This window comes from Parafrankia sp. FMc2, assembly GCF_041008525.1.
Lineage (GTDB): Bacteria > Actinomycetota > Actinomycetes > Frankiales > Frankiaceae > Parafrankia.
In genome coordinates, this window is the sequence record NZ_JBFLUG010000350.1 from 1 (window position 1) to 1,984 (window position 1,984).

Here is a 1,984-nt window from a genome sequence, read left to right on the forward strand (position 1 = left end):
GTGACGGACCGTGCCGAGTCACGTCGCGGGCACGGGTACAGCCCCTGGCCGCCGCGGGTGTGCGGCGCGACGGCCAGGGGGTGGCCGGGGCGGGGCGGGCTCTCAGGCCGCCCCGGCCGGCTGTGGCGGCCGCACAGGGCATGCGGCCGTGATCTGTGGCCGCCTGCCAGGGAGGGGAGCCCCGGCAGGCGGCACGCATCAGGGAAGGTGCTTTCCAGGTGAAGGGGAAGGGCGAATCCGAGTCGACGTGACGGGTCGACGTGACGGGTCGGGTCGGGAATGCGGGCCGGCTGGAGACGCGCCGGTGACCTGCGCCCAGGGTCGGACGCAGCAGAAATCACGGGCAGTACGAACTACGGTCGGTGACAGGTGACGGGAATCCCGAGGGGGCCACCGCACTGTGGGCCAGCCGGGCGACAGCCGCGACTCGGATGAGCACCGATACGCGGCTCGCGGAACCGGACGTCGAATTGACCGACCTCCGGAGGCCGAACGTTTGCGGACGGCAGCATTACACACCCGTCATTGATCCGACAAGCGGTCAGCAAAACAGCAGTTTGTTCGTGATGGGCCATTGACAGTCGCGGGTGGCCCGGCTAATCGCACTGGCGGGCGCGCGAAGTCGCGGCGACCCGGCCTCGCGCAGTCGCACGCCTCTGCCAGTCGCGAGCCCAACGCCATGAGCTGGGCCGCTGCGGCCGGCAGTCGACCGGAAGGTGGTTGACGGGCAGCAGGTAACGGTGGGTACTGCCACAAGCGACAGCATCAACCCAATGGAACGACAACCATGTTACCTAGATAACAGTTTGATGGAGATCTACCGTTTCGGTGGCGCGAGACATGGACCTTGAGTCACAGTTCTGTCTCACACAGCTTCCACACAGCACAGACACAGCGCGGTGCGCCGCACGGGCTGCCAGCCCACCACGGCCACAGCCTCTGCGAATGCTACGGAGAGTGATGAGCTAAGGGGATTCCCTACCGCGTCGGAGGCCGGCATCGCCCCGGCCCGACGCACTCTGGCGGCCGCACGGCTCCGTCACAGCCGTGCGGCAACTGCCTGGTCCGGCGGCCCATCACCCGTCACTGGCCGCCGGGCCAGGTATCAAAGCCATGAGCAGGCATTTCGTCCACGCGCCCCGTATGCGCGGCAGGCGGAGCACCTCCCTGTCGCGCATACGCCGAGCCCAGGAGCTGCGTGCCGGTGAGCCGTCACCGTCGATCTCGCCAATCCCCGACCGATTCTCTCTCCGCACACGAATCAACGCCGGATCAGCCTGACGGTTCCCCACACGGAAAGTCACCTTCGGATCGGCACGTCGTCGGTCATCAGACCCACAGACAAAAGCCCGGTTTCGATCTTCTCGCCCGACCCGTGGTAGCCCCCACCGTGGTCATGCCGCCGGATTCCTCGAATGTGGCCGCCGCGACGACGCATCGATCCCACGAGCGACGAGCCGGCGCGCACCGCGCGCCCGGGAACACACGCCGGGATACGTCCGCCACAACGGCAGGCCGGCATCGGAGCCGCCGGAAGCCGCAGGCATCTACACAGTCCCGGTCCTCGGCAGCCCCCAAGCTCGCGGCGGCCTCTGAACTCTCGGTGGGGCCCCAGCTCGCCGCGCCGGCTCAACTCTCGGTGCCGGGTCAGCCTGCGGATCCCACGCAGCCTGCGGATCCTCCGCAGCTTCCAGCGCCCGGACAGTCGTCCCGGTCACCGAGGCGGCGTCGACGCACGAGGAGCGCCAGGCGCTCCAGGCACTCGACGTCCGCGACCGCCAGGCAGCCAGTGGCCCAGCGCGGCTGGCGGGCGGGGCTGGTGCGTACCGCGGCGCTGCCGACCGCCGTCACCGCCAGCCTGCTGTTCTTCTGCACCGCCGCCACCCCCGGCGCCAACACCGGCCAGAACCCCGGCGACCTCGACACCGTCACCGCCCCCCTGCGCCCCGGCGACTGGCCCATGCCCGACCTCATCCGCAACACC

1 protein-coding gene is annotated in these 1,984 nt (G+C 69.6%); it reads left to right on the forward strand.

The features are described from left to right. Positions 1-1,789: 1,789 nt before the first annotated feature. Positions 1,790-1,984, forward strand: a 195-nt coding sequence (locus AB1460_RS37110) for a hypothetical protein (RefSeq protein ID WP_368967213.1), incomplete at its 3' end; no start/stop codon positions are given.